We start from the raw sequence: 21,583 nt of genomic DNA on the forward strand, positions 1-21,583 counted from the left end.
TCACCCTCTGTTCTTAAAAAATTCAGCAATCCGCTCCGCCGGCCGGCGGGCTTCCTGCTTGAGCGTATCGATTCTGGACGCATTTCGGCTGCGCCAGGCCTCTCCCTCCAGGAGCAGGCTCCGAAGCTCGGATGCCACGATCTGTGGATCAAGCTGATCGCTTGTTCCCACCGGGACGGAGCCCAGGCGGGCCAGAAAATGATCGATCTTCGGATCATAGGAAATGCCGAGCAGGGGAACACGCTGTGAAGCCGCATAAATCAAGCTGTGCAGCCTCATACCTATGAGCGCCTGACAACGGCTGACCTCGGCAAGCATTTCCTGCGGATTGACCGTCTCTGGCGCCACGCTGATGACGCTTCCCTGCGTAGTCACACCCTTCATAAGGTCGATGACAAAGCGCGAGGCTTCATCATCGCCCGGTAGGTGAAAGGGCAGAAAGCGGAAATGAACCCGCATAAGCGAGGCTAATGCCGTAAGACCGGCAGCAAGCTGCGTTAACTCCTTACGCTCTGTATTCCAGTACCGAACGGAGATGCCTACGACAGGCAGATCCCCTTCGTGCTGTCCTGAATTGACTATCATTTCCGCGCCCTCTGGCAGCGGAAGACCCATAACGGGATCAGGCACAACCTCTATCTTGTCCCGGCTTAGTCCCATTGTTCCCAGCAGCTGCGCAGATTCATTGTCACGAACAGAGATGTAACTGCATTTCCGGAAGATTCCCTTTATAAAAGGATGAAACATCCCCCGGTTCACGGGTCCGACACCTTGAGCATAGATAAAAGTAGGCTTCTTAAGCCACTGCGCTATCTTAATGATGCCCAAATAATAGGGGATCGTGGTCATGCCTGTAGCATCTTGAAGCAGGCTGCCTCCGCCGCTGATCAGACCATCACTTTCCTTCAAGGCCCGCCTAACCTCCCCGAGCTTCATACGGTGTACAGCCCTTACGCCGTACATCGATGTTGTCCATTCCGGGTCGATAGATAGAACGATGGGTTCAATTCTAAGTCCTGACCGCGCGCCCTCTTCTTCCAGCGCGGTCAGAATCGATTTGAGCACCGCCTCGTCCCCACTGTTGCGGAAGCCGTAATAACCGGAGATGACTAGTCTTGTAACAGACGGGGTGACCATTTTGTCCAGCACCTTTCAATGATAATCCATACTCCAACAGCAATAAGTCCGATGATAATGCCAAAGCCCATGCCCAGCAGTCCGCGAATCAAGGAGATGAGGACTGGTGAATGAATATGAGCGAAGGTATCCACCATAGATAACTGACCAATGGATGCAATAATCAGCACATAGATCAGCTTAGGGAAACGCAAGGCCGCGAATACACCCATAATGAACAGCGGGTGGAAGGCCAGGAACTCCTTGTTCCTTGGGCGTACCCCAATCGTATTCTCCAGGAATGAACGGAATGCAGCTTCGCCAGGCAGGAGACTGCCTGAGTTCCCTGTACGGGAAAGGTAGTACAGTCCTACCGCCCCCAAGATGGCCGCACAGACTACCCATAGAACAGTGATTGGCATACGAAGCCATCTGCGAAGCTCGCTGTACACCGATGTCCCTTGGTAGAGGAAGACATACAGAGCTACCAGGAATACCGGAACTACATGCAGCAGGCTCACCCCACGGAACTGATTCAAGACAAGAGCATAAGTAATATTATTCAGCAGCGCGATCACAAAAGGCACTGCACAAAGTGACAATAACGATGTCTTAATGAACAGCACAAGGCTGTGAGTCAATCGGCGCCCAGATGACATCGCCCGGTTCGCGCCTTGAATCTCTTGTACCTTCTTGATTGCAAGCAGCATAGCAATGGTTGGTGCGCTAATCGCCACGAGCAAAGACAGCATTTGTTCCATCAGATCTTGCTTGTGAATGACGAACAGCCCCGCACAGCCAAGAAGACCAAGGATCAGAGCTGCCAGCGTTAATGATGGCAAGAAATAGGATACAAGAATCGAGACGAAGGCTACTCCGCCCAAGACAACTAAAGCTTTGAGTATTTTATCCCAGGAATGGGAGTTGACTGTGAATGCCTCAGCCTGTCCAAGCAGGTAACCGTCTTTCTCAATCCGCTTGATTGCATTTCCCGGTTCACTCAAAGACTGGACAATGTTGTCCACCGAATCTGTGATTGTAGACTTCGACAAGTCCTTACTCGGCATACTGTTGATATAGATCATACGGATCTTCCGGTCCTTGACTGCCAAAGCAAAGCGGTCCGCAAGAGTATCTGTATCCAGCTTGGCATCCTTATCGCTTAAGGAATATAGACGTACTACATTGTAATTCAGATCGTAAGCCAGCTTGTTAAAGCCTGCTTGAGGCTTCTTGAGACCTTCGATGGTCACAATACCCAGCCCATGAGCTTTAAGCGAGTCGGCAAAAGCCTTCAGGCTCTTCTTCTCCGGATTATCCGTAAATCCCTTAACGGCATCCCCTTCAAAGAGTATGTGCTTCACATTGTTCTCCTGGAACGTGGTGAGCAGCTTGTCTACCGCAGCCTGATCGTAAGGCATGCTGTCGCTCATACGCGGAAGAATATTAAAGCCTTTATCCCGCAGCATCTTCATCGCAATCGGGTCAGGGGCAAAAGATTTGATTAGAGCATTTGCCATAGACGTATTAATTCGGATAGCCGTTGTACCTGGTTCCCAGCTCCAAGGAGCTACGTCGATATCGAACATTTTGAATGTGTCTTCAATTAAAGGCTGGAAAGTACGGGCGTTCTCCTCATTGGTAAATACGACATAAGTCTGATTCTCGGTTGCTGCACTCGATAGGGGCAGCTTCTTCATGTTGATCAAATCCTGTGTGCTGTATACCATCACACGATGGGATCTGGACAACTCGTCGAGATTGCTTTCAAACATCGCAATCGTGCCGACACCGGCGCCTTGCAGCTTATCCAGCTGTTCATTCAAATACGCTTCAGGGTTAGGTTGGTAATAGGAACTTTCCAGCAAGCTGCGATAATTGAAAATAAGCTCCACGTTCTTGGCTGTCTGCTCGGTCTGGATACGGCCATAGATTAGGGGCAATGAAGCCACCATACCTACAACAACCAGAATCCACAGCCACTTGCGGGACACTTTGTTCCACTTCTGCCATCTTTGATACACAAAGGTACCTCCTCATGAATAAACTCCGAAGTCCCTAAGCCCAGCCCATAAGCAAGAGCATTCAGAGACTTCGGAATATTAAGTAAAAACGTTATATCATTATTACATTTAAATGTGAATTAAGCGTCAACTCTGGCCATAACCTCATCCTGTAATTTACCAAGTGTGCTCAGTGATTCCTCATTTGAAGATCCCCGCACGGCAAAATACACTTTGATCTTAGGCTCTGTACCTGATGGCCGCAAGCAGAACCATGATCCATCCTCAAGAATGAACTTAAGCACATTCTCTTTAGGGAAACCATAGAGTCCTGTAGAGAAGTCCTCTACTTCCTTCACTTTGATACCCGCAACTTCCTGAGGAGCGTTATCCCGCCAGTCCGTCATGAGAGACTGAATCTTGGCTACGCCATCCTTACCCTTAAGCGTACGGGAGATAAGAGACTCGCGGTAGTAACCGAACTGCTGATACAGCTCTTCAAGAACATCAAACAGGGTTTTCCCTTGTGTCTTATAGTATGCCGCAGCTTCAGCAATTAAAGTCGATGCCACAATCGCGTCTTTATCGCGGGCATAGCTGCCAGCCAGATATCCATAGCTCTCCTCATATCCGAATAGGAAAGTATGATCACCGCTCTGCTCGAATTTATTCATCATTTCACCGATATATTTGAAGCCTGTCAGCGTGTTGAACACCGAAACTCCATAGTGGCGCGCAATCACGGCCCCGAGTTCGCTGGTTACAATAGTCTTAACTACAGCCCCGTTAGCCGGAAGCTTACCGCCTGATTTCAGCTGGCTAAGCAAATAATGCACCAGAATCGAACCCGACTGATTACCTGTCAGGATCTGATATTCTCCATTCGCATCCTTGACCACCGCACCCATACGGTCCGCATCCGGGTCTGTTCCCATGAGCAGATCAGCGCCTACTTTCTTCCCAAGCTCGATGGCCAGGGTAAAAGCTTCACGCTCCTCCGGATTCGGAGATTTCACTGTGGAGAACTCAGCATCCGGCTGCTCCTGCTCGGCCACAATGTGGACCTGTGTGAATCCAAGCTTATCCAGAACACGACGCACCGGAACATTCCCCGTTCCGTGAAGTGGAGTATAGACAATAACCACATCTTTACCGGCCCCGGAAGCTAGCATCTCAGGGTTCACACTTGCAGCAGCTACTGTATTTGCGAAATCTTCGTCTTCCGCTTCACCCAGCCACACAAGCAAGCCTTGGGATTCCGCTTCTTCCTGGGTCAGACGTTTCACCTGCGCGAAAGAAGACACCTCCTGAATCAAGGCAATGACTTCCTCGGCTTCATGAGGAACGAGCTGTCCGCCGGAAGCATTGTATACCTTGTATCCATTATATTCAGGCGGGTTATGACTCGCTGTGATTACGATACCTCCCGTAGCTTGAAGAGAACGCACAGAGAAGGACAGCTGCGGAGTCGGACGAAGGGAAGGGAACAGCTTCGCGGTAATTCCGTTCCCTGCCAGCACCAGTGCAGCTTCCAAGGCAAATTCCGGCGAGAAATGCCGGGAGTCATGTGCAATCACAACAGAAGGCTGACCCTCCGCTTGAGACTTGCTGTGTACATCCAGAATGTACTGGGCAAAGCCTTGGGTTGCTTTACCCACAGTATACCGGTTGATTCGGTTGCTTCCAGCGCCAATCAATCCACGAAGTCCGCCTGTACCAAATTCAAGGTCTCTATAGAAACGATCTTCCAGCTCAGCTGGGCTGTTATCCAGCGAACGAAGCTCCTCTTTGGTCTGCTCATCAATTGAAGCATCCTGCAGCCAAGCCTGGACCTTCTCTTGAATTGCCTGATTCATATCGCTCATTTGTCTCTACTCCCATCTCTTATTTGATTATTTCAATTCCCCATCCGAGAGGGCGAACATAATTTCACCTTCTGCTACCACTTTATCTCCTACCTTTGCGGTAGCGCGGCCCTTGCCGATTGAACCCTTCAGTCGAATAATCTCAACTTCAAGGCGAAGGGTATCGCCCGGGAACACCATATCGCGGAAACGGAATCCATCCAGTCCTGCAAGGAATCCGATCTTCCCCTTGTTGCTCTCCACACTAAGCATGGCGGCTGCTCCAACTTGAGCCAATGCCTCAGTAATAAGTACGCCAGGCATAACCGGGTAACCTGGGAAATGCCCTTGGAAGAAAGGCTCGTTAATGGTTACATTCTTAATGCCTACTGCACGCTTTCCCTCTTCCATCTCGATAATTCGATCCACCAGAAGGAATGGATAGCGGTGAGGAATAATGTCTTGAACCTGCCGATTGTCTAACATGATTATGTACTGCCCCTTTCTTATTTGCCCACTCTCCGGGTAATGGTATTTAAACGGGAAATCCCGTATAAAAACAAGTGTCAAAGGTCACACTGTAATTATCCTTCGTCTCTGCAGATGCGAAGGTTCAGATAAGGGGTTTATTCGCAGGGCTGCTCTAAAGCCGCCTTACGGATAGAACCCTTTTGCTTTTGCCGCTGGGTATACTGACTGCCCAAAGCAGGCATTCCTCCCACAATTATACCTTCTCCCTACTCAAAAATAAAACTCCCGCTTAAGCGGGAGTTTTTATGATGCTTCGGCGTGAGAACTCCTTGCAAGGGCGGGAGTTATTACGGTAACTCTTGCGTAAGAACTCCTCGCAGGCGCGGGAGTTCTTGGTCATACAGATAAAATACTGAAGCACTCTTGCCGGATATATGATCCTTAAGAAGCAAAAATCAAATCATAGACATGACGCCAGGTACTCCACTGGAAGGCACCGCTGAGACTCTGCTTGCCGAGCACAACATATCCTACAATCATACCGCTAAAGAGCGCCAGGAATAGGATGAATAGGAGCAGCAGAATGAACAGGCTTCTACGTAGAGCAGGGCGCTTGGCCGCCGGTTTACTCTCTTGACTCATCGATACTTCCACCTATCCACGCAAATTGTTCGCCAGATTTGTCATCGTATCACTTGATGTCAAGGCGCGTGCTGAAAGCTGATACGCCCGCTGCACCTGAAGCATTTCCGACATTTCGGTCGTCAAATCCACGTTGGACTGTTCGAGCGCACCTTGACGAAGAGATGCCTGCTGACTCTGTGGAAGCGTATCGTTACTCGCAAGAACGTCATTCTCGTTAGCGCCTGCTGTTAGGACAAACAGATTGTCCGCTCTTTGTTCAAGAGCCTCAGGCCGCTGAGGAGACACCAACTGAATGGACTGTCCCAGATTCGTTGTAGTCTTGCCTAGAGTTGCTTTAATATTGCCATGAGCATCGATTTGGAGCTTGGAGCCTGCAGGAACTGTAATGGGCGCATTATTCTTATCCAATACATAGTATCCCTGGTTAGTAACCAAATATGCTAATTTGTTATCCTTGGGATCGGGCTGGATATGGAAGTCACCTTCTCTAGTCCACGCCTTCTGGCCGTTCGCCTGTACCGCGAACAATCCATTCCCCTGGATCGCAAGATCGGTGTCGTTCCCCGTATCCTTGATCGGTCCTTGAGAATAATCCCGGGAGACACTCGTCATTCTCGAGCCATATCCTACATTAATTCCTAGCGGAGTAGCTCTACCTGTCCGGCCCATCCCGGCTTCCTGCTTTACAATGCTGGTAAGGGTATCCTCAAAGGTAGCTCCCTTGCTCTTATATCCAACCGTATTCACATTCGCAATATTATCCGCAAGCAGATCCAGACGCTGCTGAATTCCAGCCATGGAGACCGCGGAACTGATCATGGAGTTGTTCATTTAGTGCCTCCTACACGCGGCCGACGTCATTGACGGCTTTGTCCATACTTTTATCGTAAAATTGAATGACCTTCTGGTTCGCTTCATATGCACGTTGTGCTGTCATTAAATCGACCATCGATTGGGCCGTATTCACATTAGAGCCTTCAAGAGAGCCCTGACGTACGGTTACAGCATCGGTAGCTGCCAGATTACGAAGGCCCGCCTTCTGCGGATCAGCAGCTTCATACACACCGTTCCCGTTACGAACAAGCTCATAAGGGGAAGTAGCTACCGTGATCTGCAGCTGCTGATTGGTAGGGGCTCCATTATACAGGAAGTTCCCCTTGCTATCCGTCTGCAGATCATTAATAGGACGATTAAGAACTAGCGGCTGACCATTGCTTCCAAGGACCTTGAAGCCGGTGGAACTAAGGAGCTCCCCTGCTCCATTCACATGAAAGCTGCCATCTCTCGTATAACGGATATTCCCGTTATTGTCCTGAACCGTGAAGAAAGCCTGAGGACGGTACACAACGCTGCCATCCGCCTTCACGAACTTGCCAGACTGATCAAAAGCATACGGCTGTCCCGTCGCCGGATCAACCAGCTCCAGGCTGGACTCCAGCCCAAAGTCCGAGCTTTTGCCCGTCTCTCTAAGGTCTCCCTGCGTGTAAGTAGGCTGTGTCTCTTCGGCGAACACGCCGGTATTCAGCTTGCCAATTTGTGAAGTGCCGGGACCGTTCCCGCCCACCAGAGAAATAAGCACCTCTGGAAATGAGCGGGCTGCTTCGTTCACCGACTTGTATCCTGGTGTATTAATGTTGGCTATATTCTGGGTCACCGTATCGTGCATCCGCTGCTGGGTCATCATGCCCGCGGCAGCCGTATAGAGTCCTCTTAGCAAATGGGAAACCTCCTAATCTTTTGAGAAAATCTTTTTCACAACCCTCCCAAACCCTCCCTTGCCTAAGCATATGCTTCCGAAGTAGTTTTCCTCCGGAAAACTTTTAGGAAGGGCCCCAAGGATTTCATCCTCTGGACACCTGAATGGGTGGGGAGTTGAGATGTGTTGGCTGGACTTAGTGCTCATGGTGCTCTGAGCCGCTTGTCGTCCCTTCGGGACACGCTTTAGGTTTGAGGTACTTTGATAAAAATTACTGTGTGATGTTAGCAAGTTGACTGACTTGGATTGACGTCTATTGTCTTAGAAAACCATGTCAGTTGCTGATATTTTAGCTAGGGTCTGAATTGATTCATCATTGACTACTTGTTCTACATTCATTAATTGCTAGTCGCTTTCTGGGCTTTCTTCCTAAGACAGTATTAATTGCTCTCGAAAGTACTCGTCCAGTTACTGGCTACCTGTTGTCTCTATTAGTTACTAGTGTTGCTAGGACACGCTTACGAATCCTGTTTGTCTCCATCTACAAACTAGTACAAGCTATTACATGCTAATTAAATATGCTCATGTTAATGCACGTGGTCGATCTGTTTGCTTGCATGCCTTTTGACGGGCTAAGTTACTTACTCGGTTCACCCGATTTACTTAATTGACTTACTTGTTTGGCTTACTTGTTTGGCTTACTTGCTAGTTTACTTGCTTAAAATTTGCTTGCTGGGTTGTCTTATTAAATGTCCTACCAGCTAAACATTTTACTTAACTATTGGCTAATTGCTCATCAGCAGGAGGAACAATCCTCTTGCCGCCGTGTGAAATTCCAGCTAGTGCCACTGTAATAAATTACCTGTTTCTAATGAGTTAACCCTGGTTAGTTAAACTTTAGGCCTATTTACTTGGCACATTTATGTCTGATTGCTGTCTTCTACATAACATTTAAAGCCAGGGTTAACTATGATTTAGATCATCTATATCCAATTGCCCAAAGGGCAATAAGGTTCTTAAGTTTATATCGGATGGTTAGAACTTTTTCTTAATGACTTTGTCCAAATTATCCAGCATGAGTCCTGTGCCCTTCACGACGCAGTGCATCGGATCTTCGGCAACAACTACAGGTACGCGGAGTTCTTCAGCCAAAAGCTCGTCCAATCCGTTCAGCAGAGCGCCCCCGCCAGTCAGAATCACCCCGCGGTCGATAATGTCCGCAGATAGTTCCGGCGGAGTGCGCTCCAAGACTGATTTTGCTGCCGCAACGATCGAAGACACGGGCTCCCATAGAGCTTCCTGTACTTCTGCAGAAGAAATCGTAATGGTAAGCGGAAGTCCTGATACCATATCTCTTCCTCGTATGTCGAGTTCAGCCTGACGACCGCCGGGACGAACGGTTCCGATTCCGATCTTGATATCCTCAGCTGTACGCTCGCCGATTAAGAGCTTGTACTTAGTTTTGATATAACGAATGATGGCCGAATCGAATTTATCGCCTGCCATCTTGATTGAAGACGCGGTAACAATGTCTCCCATAGAGAGAACCGCAACGTCTGTCGTCCCGCCTCCAATATCAACAACCATATTCCCGCTCGGTTCATAAATATCCATTCCCGCTCCGATGGCAGCTGCCTTCGGCTCTTCCTCCAAGTAGACTTCCTTGGCCCCGCTGCGCTCAGCGGCCTCACGAATCGCCTTTTGCTCAACTGAGGTAATGTTCGTTGGGGCACAGATGAGAATTCGGGGGTGACTATACCAGCTCTTACCACCAACACGATTGATGAAATATTTCAGCATCGTCTCCGTAATTTCGAAATCCGCAATAACTCCATCCTTAAGCGGACGGATTGCCACAATGTTCCCTGGTGTTCTACCTACCATCCGTCTTGCATCTTCACCGACAGCAAGCACCCGCTTGGTATCGCTCTCAATCGTTACTACCGAAGGCTCGTCGAGTACTACACCTTTCCCTTTTACATGGATAAGCACATTCGCCGTGCCCAAGTCAATTCCGATATCCTTGCTCATCATTACAAAGCTCCCCCAAAGCGTATTTTAAATGGTAAAAGAATTCCTCATCTATGGTTACCCGTTTTCGACAGAAAATCCGTTAGTTTTACACAAAAAGACTAGTAAAATACATCTTAAGTCCATTCTGTAAAGCTAAATTTCGGGGTGAATGGATAAATTACCCGCATTCTCGTACCATATTTAAAAATATCACACTTTGGGGGACGTATTCAATCACAATCCTGTCTTTTTTAGAGGGAAAACAGCTCTGATCTTGTCGATTCAATGAAATTAATGCTTGGAGCAATCTGTGACATTTGGAATACAAAATTAGGACTAATTAACTGCTGAAATCACCTCCCGTTTGGAGGGTGTTGTTTTTTTATACTTAATTTTGGTCGCCTCTCCTCCGCGCAGATGCCGAATAGACTTGTGGTACTCCAAAATATGCTTCACCTGGTCAGCCAGATCCGGGTTGATCTCCGGAAGCCGTTCGGTCAGGTCCTTATGCACCGTGCTCTTGGACACGCCAAATTCCTTGGCGATCGTTCTTACTGTATGCCTCGTCTCCACGATGCAGCGGCCTATCTTAATGGTACGTTCCTTGATGTAATCATGCACGCTCCCGCCTCCCAACTCGAGATAGTTTGGTACAGTATATGAGGGGCGTGCCCATATATTCTTTGTTTCCAAGCGTGACAAGCTTGGGGACGGCCGATTTTTTTAGACAACACAGCAAAAAGACGAGGAATCTCATGATTCCCCGCCCTGTTAAAGCAATTATTTTTGTGGAAGAAGTGTTGCCGGGTTCACCGGCGTATCGTTCTCAAATACAGCAAAGTGAACATGATTGCCAAGGTCCTTTTCCAGCTCACTACGTCCGGCGCTAGCCAGTGTATCGCCTTGTTTCACTTCGGCATCCTTCTTCACCTTGACATCCGTTAAGCTCTCATACACGGTCTTCAGGTTGTTGGCATTGGTGATCTCCACCACATAACCAGACAACGGAGTCTGTTCCACACGAGTCACTTTACCACTTAAGGCTGCTTTGACTTCAAAAGTCTTGTTGTCCCCGCGCGCCAGGTCAATGCCTGTGTTCGGGATAAACGTATCGTTATACTTCACGATCGCAGCAACATGGTCTTCGGCTGAAGCATCTTTGTCATAGAACGGCTTAACGACAGTAACATCGGCGGCATTTGCCACCGGCCATACGAGATCTTCCGGCGTTGCAACAGTAGGTACGGATTTACTCTCTTCCGTCTTGCTTGAATCCACAACCGGTGTGTTGTCCACATTCGTGACGACCCCAGCTGTTTCTTTGACCTGCGGCTTATGGCTGGCATCCTGGTAGACCCACACTAAGGTTAGTATGATTGCCGCGGTGGCCATGTATGCTGCTGGGTATACCCACTTTCTTGACAACAGCCTTTTCCATGAGGACGCCTGGACTACTGGCTCTCCCAATCCAATTTTAGGAGATTCCTCATTCTTTTGATTCTTCTGATTTTGATCATTCATAGTTTATCACCTCAGTAACAAGTGTTACCGGGGACAACTCTTTTATACTTCGGCTATACTATTTTTTTGGAAAATATTTCAGGGTGGTATGAATATATAAGCCGCAGTTAAAGTTCACATTTGTGGGTACAGTCGTAACTACGGGGAATGCTTGGACTTTCGGCCGCTGTTGTCTCCAGATTTCTTGATTTATACCGCAGGGCGGATGAAATCCGGAGACAAAGCATATGCTTCCGATGCAGCTTTCTTTCAGAAAGCTTGTAGGCGATCGCTTTCGCTCCTACAGTTCCAAGCTTCCCCTCCGGTACGCCTTACCCTTAAGTAAATTTTTAACTGCGTCTTATATAAAACCTACACTTACGTAAGGTCCGCCTATCCCTTAGGCAGCAGCCGGGAGGCTTGATCGAAGGAGATTCCGGTATAGTAGTGTCTGAGAATCTGAGTAACTGTATAGCCTTCCCGGGCCATTCCGTTGGCCCCCCACTGGCTCATCCCAACCCCATGCCCATACCCGTAGGTGGTAATCTTGACCTGATCTCCTGCTATATCAAAACGAAATTGGCTTGAACGCAGGCCCAGCTTCTCCCGGATCTCTCTCCCGCTAAATTTGCTCCCGCCTATCTCCGCCTCCTTGACTCTATGTCCCGTTGTGCTAGATAAGATCTTGAAAAGATTCCCCGTATTCCCGCTTTGTGTACTGACAGCTACGCTTGGCTGGCTAAGGCCGAGCTTGTGGAACACGCTGCTGAGCTTCATGGAGACCGTCTCCTTATAGGTTGGGTCCAGCTTCGCATCCCACGGACTGGCCACACTGCGAAGATAAGGAATCTTCTGATTCCAGTATTCTTCAGAATTCTCGGTATACCCGCTGCTTGCGGAGAAAAAGGAAGCCGTGATCGGCTTGCCTTGATAGGTCATAATGGTGCCGCTTGTATCCTGTACCGCCTTCTTGATCTTGGCTAGCTTGTCAGCCTCGCCGTCAGTCTTCCATTTCGTCAGGGCGGCCCGTGAGAGATAGGCCTGATGGGCTACGGTATCCGTCACGTTGGCGGCCCCGCCTGGCACGCCGCTGACGTCACCATCCACCAGCCGGTGCACGATGAATGTCCGTGCGGCAATGGCCTGTGCCTTAAGTGCCTCCAGCTCGAAGGTGGCTGGCATCTCAGCTGCAAGCACGCCAGCTACATACTCCTCGAGCGGCAGCGTCTCGACCGCGCCGGTCTTCGAGAGATAGACCCGGACCGGCGTCTTGTCCGCCTGCGCCTGGCCTGCCGGAGCAGGCACCGGCTTCGCCGGAACCCGAACCGGCGCGGGCTGCGGCACCGCGCCGGGCGAATGGCCCCCGCGCAGGAGCGTAACCAGCGCGGGCAGCACCAGGGCCGCCGCCGTCAGCACAGCCGCGGCGGCCAAGATCTGGCGGTCCTTTCTTCCGAATCTGCGGAAGAAAGGATCGCGGGCCATGCCCCGCACGCGAACGCGAGTGCGGGGCGGCTCGATTGCGCCGGGCGGCGTGAGCACGCCCGGCGGGTGCAGCGGGCCCGCGCCCTGCGGGGCCCGCGGTGGGGCCGAAGGCCCCGCTGGCGCAGCGGCGGGGCCGTGGGCTGTTCGCCCAGCAAGCGAAGCGCTGGGCGTGCCCGCCACCGAATGCTCCGCCTTGATCAGCTTCGCTTCCCCTGCTTCCGCCGCACTCCAGCTTACCGGCTCTCGCTTAGCCACCACCATCAGCGGTACCCGTCTACCCTCCGCTTCACTTTGCCAAGCTCGCTGACTTCCCGCCTGGGTCCGCTGTACCTGTTCACTCACCACTTGGCTTTGCGGTGCCCGTTCACTCTGGCCATCTAGCTCATGCACCGCCTTGATCAGCTTCACTTCTCCCGCTATGGGCTGAACACTTGCAGACCTTTGGCGCTGTCCAGCCGAGTGAAGAGGCCGGGTATCATCTCCCACTGCTGCGGGCAGGTGACCCTGAGGCCGAAGGCTGCTTTCACCTGCTTTTATATCATTCAGATGATTTTCCACTAATTCTGATTGGTAACCAGGCGTTAATGTTACTTTAATAGATGCTCTCTTCTCCTTCATGCTGCTCGTAACCTCCATTACCTATATGTATTGAGCTTCTTTCGTTCATTCCATACAACTAGTAATTTAGCTGGCCTGATCCGAATTGTTCGGTCAGATCATTCTAGCTTTTACTCGTTATATCTTTTCGCCAATATACTTATAGATATGAGTTTTGCTCGGGAGGTAGAACCTGCATGATTAAGGTGATATAAGTCGAAATATAGATTTACACGTTATGCAGCCGTGTGTACTGTGTTGAAGTATTCTTAAGGTACGATGCTCTGATCAGATTCCTTAATTAAGTATGTAAGTGAAGTCTGGTCATACAGACAATGCTTCTTCTCCAGAAATGTTCACACTCTTGTCTATTGATAACTTACCGAATCGCTGGAGCTTCTGTTCCCTTTATGCAAATAAAAAAGACCCCTGCCCTAAGGCAGAGGTCCTTCCTATATTAGAATGAAATTTATGCAAGTGTAGGTTGTACTTTGAAAATCCCCAGCTCTTCTTGAGCTTCAGGAGCCTTCTCGCCGCTTGACGCTTCCACTTCTTCGTCCATGGATACACGCCAAATGTTGGCTCCAAGTCCTTGTAGCTTCTCCGCCAAGTTCACGTAACCCCGATCGATGTGGTGTGTACCACTTACTTCGGTTGTACCCTCAGCTACGAGTCCAGCAATGATTAGTGCTGCACCAGCGCGAAGGTCTGTTGCGCAGACTTTAGCGCCCTTCAGATCAGATCCGCCTGTAACAATCGCACTGCGGCCTTCCACCTTGATTTCAGCATTCATCAAGCTGAATTGCTCCACATGCATGAACCGGTTCTCAAATACAGTCTCCGCTATTACGCTAGTACCTTCAGATTTGAGCAGAAGGGCCATCATCTGGGATTGCATATCTGTTGGGAAGCCCGGATAAGGAAGTGTCTTCACATCTACGGACCGAAGAGGTTTGTTCGCCGTTACGCGAACCCCATTCTCTTGGACATCCACAGCAACGCCCATCTCTTCTAGCTTGGAGATTACTGGTCCAAGGTGATCCGCAATCGCACCTTCTACGAATACATCGCCGCCAGTAATTGCTGCTGCGATCATATAAGTTCCTGCCTCAACACGGTCAGGAATTACAGTATGATCTACACCGCGCAGCTTCTCAACGCCTTCAATGCGGATGACTCCGGTTCCCGCACCACGAATGATTGCGCCCATGCTAGTGAGGTAATTCGCAAGATCGACAATTTCCGGCTCTTTCGCTGCATTTTCGATAATCGTCGTACCTTCAGCAAGCGTAGCCGCCATCATAATGTTCTCCGTAGCACCAACGCTCGCTACGTCCAGATAGATCTTCGCACCGCGGAGTCTGCCTTCGGATTTTGCTTCAATATAACCTTGACCAAGGTTGATCTCAGCTCCCATGGCCTCGAAGCCCTTGAGATGTTGGTCGATCGGTCTAGTCCCTATGGCGCAACCGCCAGGGAGTGAAATTCTTGTATGTCCCATGCGTGTAAGCAAGGGTCCCATGACCAGGAAAGATGCCCGCATTTTGCGTACCCACTCATAGGGAGCTTCACAGGATACGAGTTTCTGCGCATCTACCGTGATCACTTCCTGCTCGTATGTAACAGCAGCTCCTAGATATTCCAATACTTTATTAATCGTCATCACATCATCAAGTGGTGGTGCATCTCTTATGATGCTGACCCCTTCTTCACCCAACAAAGAGGCTGCGATAATGGGCAGCACTGAGTTCTTAGCTCCGCTGACTTTGACGTTCCCGGTCAACACATTGCCACCGCGGACGATAAATTTGCTCATCTTGGTTCCCTCCGCGCGTTCATTTTCTCTTTTTTCAAACATTTGAAAAGAGTATCCCGCTAATTCACTAAGTTTCATAATAACATGGTTTATTTACATGGCTCAAGAGTTTGTTAACATAAGAACATCGTTTAGCGCTGTAACCTGAAAAAGCCTATCTACGCTTAAGAACAATATTCTCTTACCATACAGCGGATAAAATTACGGAGCATAAGATCCATATTTCCATTGTTAACACAATGTTTCGATGTTATTCGACATTTCATACTCGCTGAATAATTCCTAAGAGAGATATAACCAAACGTCTGAATATTAAAACATGTATCGAAGCATCCGAGTGTAACCCCAGTAATCCAGCACAAAAGAAGCAACGAAGTGCCCCAAAACAACGGCCAGCAACAGTTGAAGCAGCTTGGCTTGAGGTCCCTTTGGGTTGCGTATAACCAAATCCAGCTTTAGATTCTGCAGGGCCCAAAAGGCTACTGCAATGCTAACCAGCGATACGATGATAGCTGTCAGACCACCCACAGCTAAGCTTGACGGCAATTGGCTTACCGTATTTGAATCCACTTGGATTCCTCCTCGGGCACGCTTATAATTTATGCGGGCAACCTAAAAACGGTTAATCACACCATAAATTATATCGGTTATTTGTGAGATAAACTGAAGACCGCATTCCCTTCATCTTATTCACAGCATTTACGCAATTTTTTAATTTAGATTTTACAAAAACAAAGACCTTCTATATCATACTTGCCAAGCTTGCAATAATCCAGCTTTTTTCAACCTTTTTCAAATTTTGTCACATGAAAGCGGTTTATATTGCAAAGTATAACTTGGGCTTCGTTTTCAATATAATTAAGGATGAGGATAACTTAAATATATACACTAACACACAGTAACCTACGGGGGAAATATTATGAAACTTGAGATCATTGCCTACACCCTTGCTGACGCAAAGATAGCCCATGCAGCCGGGGCCGACCGGATCGAGGTCATTACAGGCCCTGCGGAAGGCGGGCTAACACCTAGCCTCGGTCTTGTAGAAGAGATTCGGGAACATAGCAGTATCGATATGCGGATTATGGTTCGGCCTCACAGCCGCCATTTCTGTTATGATGCTGATGATATCCAGACTATTATAAGAGATACCAGATTGTTTAATCGTTTAGGGATTGACGGATTTGTATTTGGAGCCCTCACTCCCGAGAGGAAGATCGATGAGGAGCTTCTGCGCAGATTCATTGAGGCCGCTGACGGTCTTCCTGTCACCTTTCACCGAGCATTCGATAAGGTTCTCGATCAGGAAGAAGCGCTTATCACGTTAAGCAAATTCCCCGAGGTTACCCATGTTCTAACTTCAGGAGCTAAGTCGGTTGTTACCGATGCTGTGGATACTCTACTTCGCCTCCAGGATTTGGCGTCGAATTCCGGGCATCTTCGTGTCATTGCGGGTGCTGGATTAACTGTACATGCACTTGATGATTTTTTGCGAAGCTCCGGTATATCCGAAGTGCATCTGGGCTCTGGTGTCCGGGTGAAAAACCATATTCTGCAACCGCTTGATGCCAATTTAATTACAAAAGCAAGAGACCTGGTTCATCGGCCTTTCTGAATTCTTGGCTAAATTCAATTTAGAAATTAGAATCTATTATATGTAAGAAAGAGGAAAATAATCTGAATACTATATAGAAAAAAGGGGCATTTCCTTAGGTCAACTTGACCTTGGAAATGCCCCTTTTCTTAACTATTCCTTGCTTGGCGATGAGACGTTGATACGGGTAATCGCTCTTTGCAATGCCAGTTCCGCACGGCGGTGATCAATAAGATCCTGGTTACCACTTGAGCTTAGACGTCGTTCAGCGCGCTCCCTCGCCGCTTTGGCACGTTCTACATCAATGTCAGTGGACATTTCTGCGCTTTCGGCCAGAATAATCACTTTTTCCTTCTGCACTTCAACGAAGCCGCCATGGACAGCTACAGTCAAAGCCGTGTTACCCGATTTAATGATGATCGGTGCTACTTTCAGTGGTGTAACTAAAGGAAGGTGACCGGCCATAATGCCCAGTTCCCCTTCAGCACCACGTACGGATACACTGTCCACCTGCTGGGAGTACACGATACGCTCAGGAGTGACAATTTCTAATAAAAAGGTGCTCACTTGCAACCCTCCTAAAAGCTACCCTGATGATAGCTATCTTCGTAAGCACTACTAAGCTTCCCTTGCGGAAAACTATAGCGATATTCTTATCTCAGCTATCCAAGAGATAGTCTCGTACTCGGCCTAATCCTATTGCCTCTGATTGGAAAGCCTATGAAATAGGCGTTAGGCTTATAGGGACTTAGCTTTCTCCACAGCTTCTTCGATGGCTCCAACGTACAGGAATGCAGCCTCTGGAAGTTCATCGTGCTTACCGTCAAGAATTTCTCTGAAACTACGAACGGTATCCGCAATCGGAACGTATTTACCAGGGAATCCGTTAAAGGCTTCCGCAACGTGGAACGGTTGGGAAAGGAAGCGCTGAATTCTACGGGCACGTCCAACGATCAACTTATCTTCCTCGCTGAGCTCATCCATACCGAGAATCGCGATGATATCTTGAAGCTCTTTATAGCGTGCCAAGATCTGTTTAACGCCTTGGGCAACGTTATAGTGCTCTTCACCGACAACCTCTGGTGTCAGAATCCGGGAGCTGGAAGCGAGAGGATCCACCGCTGGGTAGATACCCATCTCGGAGATTTTACGCTCCAGGTTCGTTGTAGCATCCAAGTGCGCAAATGTCGTCGCAGGAGCCGGGTCAGTATAGTCATCCGCAGGAACGTAGATCGCTTGGATCGAAGTAACGGAACCCTTCTTGGTAGAAGTAATCCGCTCTTGCAATTGTCCCATTTCCGTAGCGAGTGTAGGCTGGTAACCTACCGCTGAAGGCATACGTCCGAGAAGGGCGGATACTTCAGAACCCGCTTGGGTAAAGCGGAAGATATTATCGATGAACAGAAGCACGTCGCGTCCTTCTTCATCACGGAAGTACTCAGCCATAGTCAGACCTGTCAATGCAACGCGAAGACGTGCACCTGGTGGTTCATTCATCTGGCCGAACACCATCGCCGTCTTGTTGATAACACCGGAATCCGACATCTCATGGTACAAGTCATTACCTTCACGAGTACGCTCACCTACACCGGCAAATACAGAAATACCACCGTGTTCTTGAGCGATGTTATTGATAAGTTCTTGAATAGTTACCGTCTTACCTACACCGGCACCACCGAAGAGGCCGATCTTACCGCCCTTGGCGTAAGGGGCAAGAAGGTCAATAACTTTAATTCCTGTTTCAAGAATTTCAGCTTGTGTAGACAGTTCATCGAAAGCCGGCGGCTGACGATGGATCGGGTTCTTAACGGTTGCTGCTGCTTCGCCTCTGTTGTCAATAGTCTCACCCAGAACGTTAAAAATACGTCCAAGTGTAGCTTCACCGACAGGTACAGAGATTGGAGCGCCTAAATCTTCAGCTTCGGTTCCACGCACAAGACCGTCTGTAGAAGACATGGCAATACAACGAACCAGATTGTCACCCAAATGGTTGGAAACTTCAAGGATCAAATCCGTGACATTTCCCTGCTGATCCTTTTTCAAAACTTTAATGGCATTGAAGATCTCCGGAAGCTGACCACGATCAAATTCAACGTCGACAACCGGACCCGTAATGCTGACAATGCGTCCTTTGCTCATCTCTTTCGTTTCCCTCCTCAAAGTTTGCGGAGCTAAGCTTTAGCCAAACTCTACGTACCGAGTAACCGCAAACTGTCATTGTTACTTAGTTATTAGGATTGAGCGTTCGCACCGGCCACAATCTCCGTAATTTCCTGAGTGATTGCCGCTTGGCGAGCGCGGTTGTAGGTCAGTGTCAATTCACCGATCATTTTGCTTGCGTTCTTGGTCGCATTACCCATCGCAGTCATCTTGGCCCCAAGCTCACTTGCTTTACCTTCAAGTAGAGCTCCATAGATAATAGTCTCAGCATACTTCGGAAGAAGTACCTGGAGAACATTCTCCGGAGAAGGCTCATACTCGTAGCTAGCCTTCACGCCTGAAGCGGAAGCGGCCGGCTTTTCAAATGGAAGAAGGCGGTTAATGGTTGGTACCTGGGTAATCGCATTAATGAATTTGTTATAGCAAATGTAGATCTCATCGAACTGCTCGTCTTCAAAGCTGCGTACTGCCGAGTAAGCCAAAGACTTGATATCGGCGAACGTAGGAGAATCTGATAGTTCGGTTACTTCGTCAACCACTGGAAGCTCGCGCCGTCTGAAATAGTCACGACCTTTACGTCCTACAACGAATATTCCGTATTCCTCCTTGGAGGTATGGTTAGCTTTAATTCTATCCATAACCGCGCGGAGCATATTGGCATTGTAACCGCCAGCAAGCCCTGCATCGGAAGTAATAACGATATAAGCTGTTCTCTTAACCGGACGGGTAACCAGCATGGGATGTGAGATTCCAGTTGTACCAGCAGCAATTCCGTCTACGACTTCCTTCAGCTTCTCAGCATATGGACGAGAGGATTGTGCCTTCTCTTGGGCTCTCCGGAGCTTTGCGGCTGCAACCATCTCCATCGCTTTCGTGATTTGGCGGGTATTCTGAATACTCTTAATCTGACGCTTTATCTCGCGCATTCCTTTTGCCATGATTTCACCACCTCAAAGTTTTGGCAGCTCCAAAACTAGCTTCGTAAGCCTCATTTCACCTTGGGACACCAAAGTTACTTTTCGCGCGCATATCCCTGGAATGGCTAACAGCCAAACTCCTGTAAACATGCTCCTTAGCTTTGAACCTGATATTCAAAGCTAAGCGCATTTGTATATTAAGCCGATACTGCGAATCCGTTTTTGAATTTCTCAATTGCGGCTTTTAGTGCTGTTTCATTATCTGCAGTCAGATCCTTGGTATCACGAATGGATTGCAGAACATCCGCATGATGACTATCCATAAAGTTGTGGAATTCACCCTCAAAGCGGTGGATATCTGCAACTGGAATATCATCCAGGTATCCTTTAACAGCGGTATACAAGCTGATAACCTGCTTCTCAACCGGCAGCGGCTGGTTAACCCCTTGTTTCAGGATCTCCATAAGACGCGCGCCACGGTTTAGACGGGCTTGTGTAGATTTATCGAGGTCAGAACCGAACTGGGAGAAGGCTTGAAGCTCACGGTATTGAGCAAGGTCCAGACGGAGTGAACCGGCGACCTTCTTCATGGCCTTAATCTGTGCGGAACTACCTACACGGGATACGGAAATACCTACGTTGATCGCAGGACGTTGACCCGCGTAGAACAAGTCGGACTCCAGGAAGATCTGTCCATCCGTGATGGAGATTACATTCGTTGGAATGTAGGCAGATACGTCGGAAGCTTGAGTCTCGATGAAAGGAAGTGCCGTAATCGAACCGCCACCAAGCTCATCACTAAGCTTAGCTGCGCGCTCCAACAGACGGGAGTGCAGGTAGAATACGTCACCCGGGAATGCTTCACGACCTGGTGGGCGGCGAAGCAGCAAGGACAATTCGCGGTATGCCGCAGCTTGCTTGGACAAGTCATCATAGATGATGAGGACATGCTCACCCTTGTACATGAAGTACTCAGCCATAGCTACACCGGCATAAGGAGCAATATACAGTAGTGGTGATGGTTCAGAAGCAGAAGCGCTGACTACGATCGTGTAGTCAAGTGCACCGTGACGACGAAGGGTTTCAACCACGTTAACAACTGTAGATTGTTTTTGTCCGATAGCGACGTAAATACATTTTACACCGTTACCTTTTTGGTTAATGATCGCATCAATAGCAATCGCTGTCTTACCTGTTTGGCGGTCACCGATAATCAATTCCCGCTGACCACGGCCAATTGGAACCATGGAGTCAATCGCTTTAATCCCTGTTTGCATTGGCTCATGTACCGATTTACGGTCGATTACGCCTGGTGCGTTGTTCTCAACTGGACGGAATTCAGTTGTAGCGATCGGACCTTTACCATCGATTGGTTGTCCGAGTGGGTTCACTACACGACCGAGCAGGGCATCACCAGCTGGAACCTGCATGATTTGTCCTGTACGTTTCACTTGGCTGCCTTCGCGAATTTCGCTGTAAGGTCCAAGGATTACGACACCGACATTGCTTTCCTCAAGGTTGAGGGCAAGGCCGAATACGCCGTTTTCAAATTCGAGGAGTTCGTTTGCCATTGCATTCTCGAGTCCGTGAACACGGGCAATACCATCACCTACTTGAATAACGGTACCGACTTCAGCTACCTCGATTTCCGTTTTATACTGTTCGATTTGACTTTTGATCAGTGTACTGATCTCTTCAGGTCTGATACTCAAGAATTTCACCCCTATCT

Annotated in this window: 18 protein-coding genes; 1 reads left to right on the forward strand and 17 read right to left on the reverse strand. The window is 48.8% G+C overall.

All coding sequences use genetic code 11. The features are described from left to right. The 13 genes from csaB to ACRRNK_RS20035 form a co-directional block, all read right to left on the reverse strand. On the reverse strand, positions 1–1,137 hold the full coding sequence (gene csaB / locus ACRRNK_RS19975) for a polysaccharide pyruvyl transferase CsaB (RefSeq protein ID WP_433946956.1): 1,137 nt from the start codon (positions 1,135–1,137) through the stop codon (positions 1–3). Continuing rightward, positions 1,110–3,140 carry a DUF5693 family protein gene (locus ACRRNK_RS19980; RefSeq protein ID WP_433944350.1) on the reverse strand — a complete coding sequence of 677 codons (2,031 nt, stop codon included), beginning with the start codon at positions 3,138–3,140 and terminating at the stop codon, positions 1,110–1,112. The genes csaB and ACRRNK_RS19980 overlap by 28 nt, the downstream gene beginning before the upstream one ends. A gap of 119 nt (positions 3,141–3,259) precedes the next feature. Then, positions 3,260–4,984: a phospho-sugar mutase gene (locus ACRRNK_RS19985; protein ID WP_433944351.1), complete on the reverse strand. Its 1,725-nt coding sequence runs from the start codon at positions 4,982–4,984 to the stop codon at positions 3,260–3,262. Between the two features lie 27 nt (positions 4,985–5,011). Further along, entirely contained in the window at positions 5,012–5,449 is a 438-nt protein-coding gene (gene fabZ / locus ACRRNK_RS19990; protein WP_251376427.1) for a 3-hydroxyacyl-ACP dehydratase FabZ, read from the reverse strand. Positions 5,450–5,875: 426 nt separating this feature from the next. Then, the gene (locus ACRRNK_RS19995; protein WP_433944352.1) at positions 5,876–6,076 is read right to left on the reverse strand and encodes a DNA-directed RNA polymerase subunit beta; all 201 of its coding nucleotides are present in this window, start codon (positions 6,074–6,076) and stop codon (positions 5,876–5,878) included. Between the two features lie 12 nt (positions 6,077–6,088). Beyond that, complete coding sequence (locus tag ACRRNK_RS20000) at positions 6,089–6,910, reverse strand: flagellar hook-basal body protein (protein ID WP_433944353.1); 822 nt, start codon at positions 6,908–6,910, stop codon at positions 6,089–6,091. A 10-nt stretch (positions 6,911–6,920) separates the two neighbouring features. Then, on the reverse strand, positions 6,921–7,796 hold the full coding sequence (locus ACRRNK_RS20005; RefSeq protein WP_433944354.1) for a flagellar hook-basal body protein: 876 nt from the start codon (positions 7,794–7,796) through the stop codon (positions 6,921–6,923). Between the two features lie 1,014 nt (positions 7,797–8,810). After that, positions 8,811–9,809: a rod shape-determining protein gene (locus ACRRNK_RS20010; protein WP_433944355.1), complete on the reverse strand. Its 999-nt coding sequence runs from the start codon at positions 9,807–9,809 to the stop codon at positions 8,811–8,813. A 315-nt stretch (positions 9,810–10,124) separates the two neighbouring features. Further along, entirely contained in the window at positions 10,125–10,409 is a 285-nt protein-coding gene (gene spoIIID / locus ACRRNK_RS20015; protein WP_127198417.1) for a sporulation transcriptional regulator SpoIIID, read from the reverse strand. A gap of 159 nt (positions 10,410–10,568) precedes the next feature. Then, positions 10,569–11,309, reverse strand: a complete 741-nt coding sequence (locus ACRRNK_RS20020; protein WP_433944356.1) for a peptidoglycan DD-metalloendopeptidase family protein — start codon at positions 11,307–11,309, stop codon at positions 10,569–10,571. Between the two features lie 372 nt (positions 11,310–11,681). Beyond that, entirely contained in the window at positions 11,682–13,388 is a 1,707-nt protein-coding gene (gene spoIID, locus ACRRNK_RS20025) for a stage II sporulation protein D (RefSeq protein WP_433944357.1), read from the reverse strand. 448 nt (positions 13,389–13,836) lie between these two features. Then, a complete protein-coding gene (gene murA, locus ACRRNK_RS20030; RefSeq protein ID WP_433944358.1) occupies positions 13,837–15,183 on the reverse strand; it encodes a UDP-N-acetylglucosamine 1-carboxyvinyltransferase in 1,347 nt (448 codons plus the stop codon). Positions 15,184–15,495: 312 nt separating this feature from the next. After that, positions 15,496–15,753, reverse strand: coding sequence for a DUF1146 family protein (locus ACRRNK_RS20035; protein WP_433944359.1), 258 nt, complete (start codon positions 15,751–15,753; stop codon positions 15,496–15,498). A 349-nt stretch (positions 15,754–16,102) separates the two neighbouring features. On the opposite strand from ACRRNK_RS20035, the gene ACRRNK_RS20040 reads away from it, so the two are divergent. Then, positions 16,103–16,798, forward strand: a complete 696-nt coding sequence (locus ACRRNK_RS20040; protein WP_433944360.1) for a copper homeostasis protein CutC — start codon at positions 16,103–16,105, stop codon at positions 16,796–16,798. A gap of 132 nt (positions 16,799–16,930) precedes the next feature. On the opposite strand, the gene ACRRNK_RS20045 is transcribed toward ACRRNK_RS20040, so the two are convergent. From ACRRNK_RS20045 to atpA, 4 genes are all read right to left on the reverse strand, one after another. Next, a complete protein-coding gene (locus ACRRNK_RS20045; RefSeq protein ID WP_433944361.1) occupies positions 16,931–17,344 on the reverse strand; it encodes a F0F1 ATP synthase subunit epsilon in 414 nt (137 codons plus the stop codon). Positions 17,345–17,515: 171 nt separating this feature from the next. Further along, positions 17,516–18,916 (reverse strand): F0F1 ATP synthase subunit beta, encoded by a 1,401-nt coding sequence (atpD, locus tag ACRRNK_RS20050; protein WP_433944362.1) that lies wholly within the window; start codon positions 18,914–18,916, stop codon positions 17,516–17,518. Between the two features lie 92 nt (positions 18,917–19,008). Next, complete coding sequence (atpG, locus tag ACRRNK_RS20055; RefSeq protein ID WP_433944363.1) at positions 19,009–19,875, reverse strand: ATP synthase F1 subunit gamma; 867 nt, start codon at positions 19,873–19,875, stop codon at positions 19,009–19,011. A 176-nt stretch (positions 19,876–20,051) separates the two neighbouring features. Continuing rightward, positions 20,052–21,566, reverse strand: coding sequence for a F0F1 ATP synthase subunit alpha (gene atpA, locus ACRRNK_RS20060; RefSeq protein WP_433944364.1), 1,515 nt, complete (start codon positions 21,564–21,566; stop codon positions 20,052–20,054). Positions 21,567–21,583 lie beyond the last annotated feature (17 nt).

The organism is Paenibacillus sp. SN-8-1 (assembly GCF_050995535.1).
Classification (GTDB): domain Bacteria; phylum Bacillota; class Bacilli; order Paenibacillales; family Paenibacillaceae; genus Fontibacillus.